The organism is Roseovarius tibetensis, from assembly GCF_050896375.1.
GTDB lineage: Bacteria > Pseudomonadota > Alphaproteobacteria > Rhodobacterales > Rhodobacteraceae > Roseovarius > Roseovarius tibetensis.
Genome location: NZ_JBPBBB010000077.1, coordinates 1 through 6,292 on the forward strand (window position 1 = coordinate 1; position 6,292 = coordinate 6,292).

Genomic DNA, 6,292 nt, shown 5'->3' on the forward strand with positions numbered 1-6,292 from the left:
ACGCAGAGCGGGCGCGAGCAGCGCATTGCGCAATGGCAGCGCTCCCGCGGCGAATGGAACGTCTCGACCGGCATCCGATCGCGCGGCGATATCGAGGCCGTGCTCGCCTTCTTCTATGCCCGGCGCGGCCGCGCGCACGGCTTCCGGTTCAAGGACTGGACGGATTTCCGGGCGGCCGGGCAGCTGCTCGGGACCGGCGACGGCCAACAGACCGCCTTCCAGCTGGTGCGGCGCTACGACAGCGGCGGCGCGGTGCATGCGCGGCGCATCACGCGCCCGGTCGAAGGCACGGTCGTGATCTATCGCGACGGTGACATTGTCTCGTCCGGTGTGTCCGTCGATCACGCGATGGGCGTTGTCACCTTTTCGAACGCTCCTGACGAGGGCGTCGCGATCACCGCGGATTACGAGTTCGACGTGCCGGTGCGGTTCGACACCGATGCCGCCGATCTCACCGTGGAGACCTTCGAGATGCAGCAATGGGGGCGCATCACCGTGGTGGAGATCCGCGAATGAAGGCTGTGTCATGAAGACGGTATCCCCAGAGCTGGCCGCGCATCTCGAGGGCGATGTGCTCACGCTGGCCACGTGCTGGCGGCTGGCGCGCCGCGACGGCGTGGTGTTTCGCGCGACCGATCACGATGTCGATCTGGTGGTCGATGGCGAGATCTACCGCGCCCGCGCGGGCTATTCGCGCACCGCAGTGGCCTCGGAGGCGGGGCTCGCGGTCGGCAATGTCGATCTCGAGGGCGTGCTCGACGATGCCGGGCTCGAGGCGGACGCGTTGCGCGCCGGGCTCTATGACGGCGCCGAAGTGCGGATCTTTGTGGTCAACTGGCAGGACCCGTCGCAGGGCACGCTGCGCCTGCGCCGCGGCTGGCTGGGCGAGGTGATGCTGTCGAGCGAGGGCGAGTGGCGCACCGAGCTGCGCGGCCTCTCGCAGGTGCTCGCACAGCGGCTGATCGAGCCCTACACGCCAGACTGCCGCGCCGATCTCGGCGATGCGCGCTGCGGGGTGGACATCCGTGACCCGGCTTGGACGCGGCCGGGTACGGTGACCGCGCCGCTCGATGCGCTCTCGTTCACTGCGATGATCGATATCACCGAAACGCCCGATGACTGGTTCGCCGGCGGCGTGATCCGGTTCACCTCCGGGCCGAACAGGGGCCGGGCCATCGAGGTCCGCGGGTCGAGCCTCGCAACCGGGGATCTGGTCCTGTCCTTTCCGCCCCCCTTTCCGGTCGGCACAGGCGACGCGTTCGAGATCTGGCCCGGCTGCGACAAGCGGCTGACGACCTGTATCGACCGGTTCGACAATGTGCTCAATTTCCGGGGCGATCCCTTCGTGCCGGGGACTGACAAGCTGACGGAGACGCCCAATGCGCGGTAAGCCACTGCACGAAGAGCCAATGCACAGTGAGCCACTGCGTGCCGACAACGTGATCGCGGAGGCGCGCCGCTGGATCGGGGCGCGCTGGCGCCATCAGGGGCGCGGGCCGGCCGGCGTGGACTGCATCGGGCTGCTGATCGTCGTCGCCGATGGCTTGCGCGTGCCGCATCACGATGTGCAGGGCTATGACCGGCGCGCGACCAGCCACCGCCTTGTCGAGGAATTCGCCGTCGATCTCGCGCCCGTTCCGCTCCCGGAGGCGCGCCCCGGCGATATCCTGGTCTTTGCCGAGACCACATATCCGTGCCATGCGGGGTTTCTCACCGCGCGCCACGGCGTGCCGCATCTCCTGCACGCGCATGCGCTGCGGCGCTGCGTGCTGGAGGAACCACTGGTTGCCCCCTGGCCCGACCGCCGGCGCGCGGCCTGGCGCATGCCGGGGATGATCTGATGGCAGTGCTGGCCATCGCCGGCGCGGGCGCGCTCGGCAGCACGGCGCTCGGGCTCGGCTGGCAGGCCGGCTGGCTGATCGGTTCGACCGTCGGCTCGCTGCTGTTTGGCCCCGACCAGCCCGATATCGAGGGCCCGCGGCTGCGCGATCTGTCGGTGACCTCGTCGGCCTGGGGCGCGCCCATCCCGCTCATCTACGGCACGATGCGGGTCTCGGGCAACGTGATCTGGGCGCCCGGGATCCGGGAAGAGCGCCAGACGCGCAAGGTGGGCGGCAAGGGCGGCGGCGGTCAGCGCCAGACCACCTATGGCTATTACGCCTCCTTCGCGCTCGGCCTCGCCGAGGGCCCGGCCGGCGATCTCATCCGGATCTGGGCCGATGGCAAGCTCATCCATGACGCGCGCGGCACCAATCCGGACGTGTCGATCCCCGGGCTTGAGTTCCGGTTTTACGAGGGAGGCGAGGACCAGCTGCCCGATCCGCTGATCGAGGCCACTGAGGGCCACGGCCGGACGCCGGCCTTTCGCGGGCTGGCTTACCTGGTGTTCGAAGATCTGCCGCTGGAGAATTTCGGCAACCGCATCCCCAACATCACCGCCGAGGTGACGTTCAACGCTCAAGAGGCCTATCCGGCGCTCAAGAGCACCAACCTGCCGGGTGGGGCGCTCGACAGCGTGCTGACCGATTACGGCAGCACAGACTGGCAGCGCCAGCGCCAGCTCATGCTTTCACCGGACGGTCTGCGGCTCTTCGATCTGCGCACGCTGGAGGAACTGGCGCAGGGGCGGCCCGAGGATATGATTTCCGACGCGCTGGCCGAGGCGCTGAACCTCTACCGGGACAATTACAGGTTCGATCATTGCTTCATCGGCGGCGACGGGTATGCCTACACTCAGGTCGGCATCAGCAACACCAAACCGGTCGTCAAGATCGATCTCGACGCGATGGCGGTCGTGGACAGCTTCGGGCGCCGCAGCAACAGCCTGAGCAACAACGCTGGCGGGTACGCGGCGCTCACGACACTGGGCTGGATGCGCGCGCTCAGCCTGACCGGACCTGTCGATGTCCTGATCGCCTCGGGCCGGTTCGGCGGCGGTCATGGCTGCGTCCGGGCCGATACCATGGAGTTCCTCGCCAACCTTCCGCGCATGGGCCCCGGGCCGACCAATGTCGAGAATGTCGTTCAGGGTCTTGTGGGCGACGGCGTCGGCGAGGCGTGGATCCTGCGCACGTCGAATACCGGCACGGCCAGCACCATTCCCATCGAGCGGCTTCGCGTGCGTCCGGGCGCGCCCGGCCCGGTCGTCGAAAACGCCGGGCACTGGTCTCTGACCCCGGCCGACATCCACCCGGATGCGACGGGCTTCACCTACGAGCCGGCCGGGGCGGTCTACGACCCCGTGGATGACGCGCTCGTTTGGATCAGCGCGCTCGCGTTCCCGGATGCGCTCGCGGATCTCACCGGGCGGTATGCGGTCAAATGGCGTCCCGGTGACGGGGTGATCTGGGCGACGCGGCTGTCGCTCTTTGCCTTCTCCACAACCCGCAAGGAGAACATGGCCATCGCCAAATCCCGTACCGAGGGCCGGCGCATGGCGTGGCATCGCGAACCGCAGGTCAGCCAGGTCGATCTGCGCACCGGCGCGGAGATCCTGTTCACCGAAGGCTTCGCCGCGGGCAGCATCTTTGGCGGCGGTGAGGCCGCGGGGTATGATGCGCGTTCGGACACGCTCACGGGCTATGTGCAGACCGGATCGGCCGCCACCCGGCTGTTTCTCAACCGCACCGCCGGCGACGGCGTGACGCCCGGCGCGATCGTCGCCGATATCTGCGCCCGCGTCGGGCTGGGGCCGGCCGATATCGACGTGTCGCAGATCGGCGCGCCGCAATTGCAGGGCTACGCCATCGGCCGGCAGGGCTCGGCGCGGTCAGGCATAGAGCCGGTGGCGCAGGCCTTTGCCTTCGATGCCGTCGAATCCGATGACCGGATCCGCTTCATCCCGCGCGCGCGGTCCTCAGATGAGGCGCCACTTCTGTCATCAGACGATCTCGTGCCCACCCGCGACACCGGCCGAGTCGTCCAGCTCCAGCGCGTGCAGGAGACCGATCTGCCCGAGCGCATCACCGTGACCTATCAGGACACGAGTGGCGACTACAATCAGGGCGCGCAATCGGCCACACGAGTCTCCCAGCCCGTCGCCACCATGGGATCGCGCGACAAGCGCGACATGGAACTGCCCATGGCGCTCGAGGCCACCGAGGCCAAACGCATCGCCGAGCGCCACATGGCCTCGGCCTGGATCGAGCGCGACGCCGTCGAGTTCGCCCTGCGGCCGGGATTCCTGCGCCATGACCCCACCGACCTGCTGCGCGTGTCGGCGCCCGGCGGAAGCGAGGTCGCGGTCCGGCTCACGCAGGTCGAGATCGGCGCGGACTGGGAGCTGCGCGCAAAGGGCGTGCGGCATATCGGGTCGGCCTATGTCTCCGAGGCCATCGGCGCAACCGGCACCGGGGCCCAAACCTCCGGTGTGCTGGGCGATGTGCCCTCGAAATGGGTCGTGCCGCAGGTCCCGCTGCTGCGCGACCGTCATGATACCGGCGGTGTGGCGTCGCGGCAGTATCTCTTTGCGGCCCCGCGCGTCGCGGGGCCCTGGACCGGCCTGTCGCTCTTTCGCTCGCGCGACGGGGCGGACTGGGACATCCCGGCGCGCATCAGCGATCCGGCGCTGATCGGCACCCTGCGCGCGGCGCTCGGGCAGCCGCGGTCGGTCTGGACATGGGATACGACCAACGCGCTCGAGGTGCGCCTGCGCGATCCCGACGGCCAGCTCAGTGCGGTCTCCGATCTGCAGCTGCTCAATGGTCGCAATGCCGCGCTGGTGGTCGATGCCGATGGCGGGGGCGAACTGATCCAGTTCCGCGATGTCACGCCGCTCGGCAATGATAACTACCGGCTCTCGACGCTGCTGCGCGGGCGGCGCGGCACGGACGGACGGCTCGCGCATGCGGCCGGGGCGGTGATCGTGGTGCTCGAGGACGAGGGCGCGCTCTTCACCGAGCCGCTCGGACTGGTGGGACAGCCGCTGCGCTATCGCGGCGTCGGCCGGGGCGAGGCGTTTGAGGAGGCGGACACGGTCACGCAGATCCTGCGGGGCACCGATCTCAAGCCCTACGCCCCGGCGCATGTCGCGGGCGCGTGGACGGCCGCCGGCATCACCCTGTCCTGGCGGCGCCGCACCCGGATCGGCGGCGACTGGCGCGACGGCACCGGCACCGTGCCGCTCGCCGAGGCGGCGGAGGCCTATGAGGTGGATGTGCTGGGTGCCGACGGCGAAGTCGTACGGGTGCTGGAGAGCGCCACGCCGCAGGTGCTCTATCCGACCGCCGACGCGGAGGCCGACTTCGGCGCGGTGCCGGGCACGCTCACCCTGCGCGTCCATCAGATCAGCGCAGCGGTCGGGCGCGGCTTTCCGGCGACGGCCACAGTGCAGGAGACATGAATGAGCACGCCCAATCTCGCCATTGCCCATATCCAGGCATCGCAGGACCAGAAGGAGGTCACCGCCAACGCCGCCTTCGATGCGCTCGATCTCGCCATGACGGACTCAGGGATCCTCGATGTCGGCGCCGGCGGCATCATCCCTGTGCCGTCCGCGCAGGCGCTCGGTCTCGTGCGCCTCGTGCTGACAGGTGCGCCTGGCGCCGGCGTCACGGTCGCCTTCCCGGCAGTTAAGCGCCTTGTCATCGTGTGCAACGAGGCGGATGCCGTGGCCATCATCACGCGTGCCGGTGGTCCCGGCGAGACGACGGTCGAGCCGGGCGATCAGCGGATCCTCTATCTCTCCGGCGGTGGTGTTCAGCCCGCCGCGCGCGAGATCTACGATTTCGGCGCCGTGTCCATGGCCACACCCGGCCCGGGCGAGGTCATCGGAAAGGTGGTGATACCGCGCGATGTGCGTCTGCCGGCGGATCTTGCAGGCGCGGCCGGGCATGTCGACGTGCCGCCCGAGGCCGCCTGGTCGGTGGATGTCACGGTCGACGGGCTCACCGTCGGCACCATCAATGTCTCCACCACTGGCCTGGTCACGTTCACGACCACCTCGCCGGATCCGGTGACGATCGACGCCGGATCGGTCGTGCGGTTCGTCGCATCCTCGTTTGCCGCCCCGGCCGAGGCATCTGTTGCAGGCCTGGCCGTCACCCTGCGCGGCGCGGTGATCTGATGCCGCTGCTCTTCACCGCCCTGTTCCTGTCCGGCGACGCGCCTGATGTGAACGTCCAGCAGTTCGCGGGGGCATGGATCGACGCCAATGATGCCGGCTCCCTGGCGCAATGGCGCGGGCAGCCCTCCGGCAATGTCACTGATGGCGACCTTGTCGGGGTGGCCGAAAACCAAAGGGAGACCCTGGAATGACCATTCTTGCCGCAACCAGCGAGTTCGACGGCTTCAC

6 protein-coding genes are annotated in these 6,292 nt (G+C 69.0%); all 6 read left to right on the forward strand.

Features of this window, described 5'->3' with window-relative positions:
- Nucleotides 1–516: DUF2460 domain-containing protein (locus ACROSR_RS19825; protein WP_432687617.1), on the forward strand; the 516-nt coding region annotated here is incomplete at its 5' end.
- A 10-nt stretch (nucleotides 517–526) separates the two neighbouring features.
- The gene (locus ACROSR_RS19830; protein WP_336419790.1) at nucleotides 527–1,390 is read left to right on the forward strand and encodes a DUF2163 domain-containing protein; all 864 of its coding nucleotides are present in this window, start codon (nucleotides 527–529) and stop codon (nucleotides 1,388–1,390) included.
- Entirely contained in the window at nucleotides 1,380–1,841 is a 462-nt protein-coding gene (locus ACROSR_RS19835) for a C40 family peptidase (protein WP_432687618.1), read from the forward strand. The genes ACROSR_RS19830 and ACROSR_RS19835 overlap by 11 nt, the downstream gene beginning before the upstream one ends.
- On the forward strand, nucleotides 1,841–5,341 hold the full coding sequence (locus ACROSR_RS19840; RefSeq protein ID WP_336419788.1) for a phage tail protein: 3,501 nt from the start codon (nucleotides 1,841–1,843) through the stop codon (nucleotides 5,339–5,341). The genes ACROSR_RS19835 and ACROSR_RS19840 overlap by 1 nt, the downstream gene beginning before the upstream one ends.
- On the forward strand, nucleotides 5,342–6,064 hold the full coding sequence (locus ACROSR_RS19845; protein WP_432687619.1) for a hypothetical protein: 723 nt from the start codon (nucleotides 5,342–5,344) through the stop codon (nucleotides 6,062–6,064). It begins immediately after the preceding gene.
- Nucleotides 6,064–6,255, forward strand: a complete 192-nt coding sequence (locus ACROSR_RS19850) for a hypothetical protein (protein WP_336419786.1) — start codon at nucleotides 6,064–6,066, stop codon at nucleotides 6,253–6,255. The genes ACROSR_RS19845 and ACROSR_RS19850 overlap by 1 nt, the downstream gene beginning before the upstream one ends.
- Nucleotides 6,256–6,292: the final 37 nt, after the last annotated feature.

What these genes read in the sequence shown, in the direction of transcription:
- ACROSR_RS19830 (WP_336419790.1), top strand. Translation starts at nt 527, where the DNA reads ATGAAGACGGTATCCCCAGAGCTGGCCGCGCATCTCGAGGGCGATGTG.
- ACROSR_RS19835 (WP_432687618.1), top strand. Translation starts at nt 1,380, where the DNA reads ATGCGCGGTAAGCCACTGCACGAAGAGCCAATGCACAGTGAGCCACTG.
- ACROSR_RS19840 (WP_336419788.1), top strand. Translation starts at nt 1,841, where the DNA reads ATGGCAGTGCTGGCCATCGCCGGCGCGGGCGCGCTCGGCAGCACGGCG.
- ACROSR_RS19845 (WP_432687619.1), top strand. Translation starts at nt 5,342, where the DNA reads ATGAGCACGCCCAATCTCGCCATTGCCCATATCCAGGCATCGCAGGAC.
- ACROSR_RS19850 (WP_336419786.1), top strand. Translation starts at nt 6,064, where the DNA reads ATGCCGCTGCTCTTCACCGCCCTGTTCCTGTCCGGCGACGCGCCTGAT.